Annotated in this window: 2 protein-coding genes; both read right to left on the bottom strand. The window is 65.6% G+C overall.

The window, feature by feature from the left end:
- The coding region (otnK, locus tag VZP09_RS08015; protein WP_328795028.1) for a 3-oxo-tetronate kinase at nucleotides 1–987 on the bottom strand (987 nt) is incomplete at its 3' end.
- An 11-nt stretch (nucleotides 988–998) separates the two neighbouring features.
- Nucleotides 999–1,834, bottom strand: an 836-nt coding sequence (ltnD, locus tag VZP09_RS08020) for an L-threonate dehydrogenase (protein ID WP_328795029.1), incomplete at its 5' end; no start/stop codon positions are given.

Below are 1,834 nucleotides of genomic sequence, written 5' to 3' on the forward strand. Positions count from 1 at the left end.
GCCANACTGCGCCTGGATCCGCTNCAGCGTTTGCGGCTCGGTGGTGGCATAGATCATCGGCGCCAGCGGCGCATCGAGCTGCGCGTCCACCCAGTCAGTCAGCGTCCTGACGTAGCTCTCCAGATCGGTAAAGCAGGCGCTTAAGTCGACGGCGCGGGCGGGGGCCTGTTGACGATAGGCCGCCACCTGGCTGTTGGTCATCACCGAGCAGGAGCCCGAGAGCACCACCGCCGGGCCGGCCAGCGGCATGCCGGCCTGAGCGCTTTCACCCCGGGCGCCATGGCGCTGCGCCCAGTCGCGGGCGAGGCCGATGGCGAGGCCGGAACCGCCGGAGACCAGCTTCATCTCCCGCAGCGCCACGCCCTGGGTGAGCAGATCCTGTTCGCTGAGGGCGTCGAGCACCACATAGCGCACCGCCGGATCGTTGACTGCCGCCAGCGCGGCGGCGACCGCCTCCGGCCCCCGGGCGACAATCGGCCAGGCAATCAGCGCGGCTTTTCCGCGCCCCTGGCGCTCAATTAAGCGGCCCAGGTGCGCATCCTCCATCGGCGTCACCGGATGGTGGCGCATCCCGGACTCATTCAGCAGTTGCTCGCCGACGAACAGATATCCCTGATAGACCGTGCGGCCGTTAACCGGCAGCGCCGGGGAAATCACCGTCCGCGTCTCACCCAGCTCGGCCAGCAGGGCATCCAGCACCGGGCCAATGTTGCCCTGCGCGGTGCTGTCGAAAGTGGAACAGTACTTGAAATAAAACTGCTGACAGCCCTGGGCCTGCAGCCAGCGCAGGGCCGCCAGCGACTGGCTGACGGCCATTTCCGCCGGGCAGGAGCGGGTTTTCAGGCTGATGACCACCGCCTCGCTGGTCAGCGGAATATCGCGGGTCGGCACGCCATTCAGTTGCACCGTCGGCATGCCGTTGCGCACGAGGAAGCTGGCAATATCCGTGGCGCCGGTGAAGTCATCGGCAATGACACCAAGCTGCATGTTGTCTCTCCTCACTGTTTATGGCCCGGCAGGGTAATGCCGTTGAAAATCTTGATCACCGCGCTGTCATCTTCCCGACCGAATCCGGCATTACTGGCGGAGGTGAACATATTCAGCGCGGTGGTAGCGAGCGGCAGCGGGAAGGTCAGCGCCCGGGCAGTGTCATTCACCAGCCCGAGATCTTTGACAAAAATATCGACAGCGGATTTTGGCGAGTAATCGCCATCCAGGACATGCTGCATGCGATTCTCAAACATCCAGGAATTACCCGCCGCGTGGGTGACCACGTCATACATCGTCTCCAGTGGGATCCCGGCGCGGGCGGCAAGCGCCATCGCTTCGGCGGCAACGGCGATGTGCACCCCGGCCAGCAGCTGATGGATAATTTTTACCGTCGAGCCAAGACCAATGTCGCTCCCTATGCGGTAGACTTTGCCGGCCACGGCGTCCAGCACCGGCGCGAGGCGGGCAAAGGCGGCATCGCTCCCGGAGGCCATCACCGTCATGTCGCCGGCGGCCGCTTTCACGGCGCCGCCCGATACCGGCGCGTCGAGCATCAATAGCTGGTACTCCGCCAGCGCCTCGGCAATGGCCTGAGCATCGGCGGAGGCGATGGTGGACGACACCATCACGACGGNGNCNGGCTTCAGATGGGCGGCGAGGCCGCTNTCGCCGAACAGGATCCCCCGCACCTGGGCGGCATTGACCACCAGCAGCACAACTGCATCCAGTTCCGCGGCGAACGGCACCGCGCTGGGGCCCGCGCCTTTGGCGCCCGCCGCCAGCAGTGCGCGACAGTTGTCGGGATTGATGTCAACGCCCCAGGTGTTCAGGCCCGCCTGCAGGC

Origin of the sequence: Klebsiella sp. EMBS2024 (genome assembly GCF_036233805.1) — a bacterium.
GTDB classification, from domain to species: Bacteria; Pseudomonadota; Gammaproteobacteria; order Enterobacterales; family Enterobacteriaceae; genus Klebsiella; species Klebsiella pneumoniae.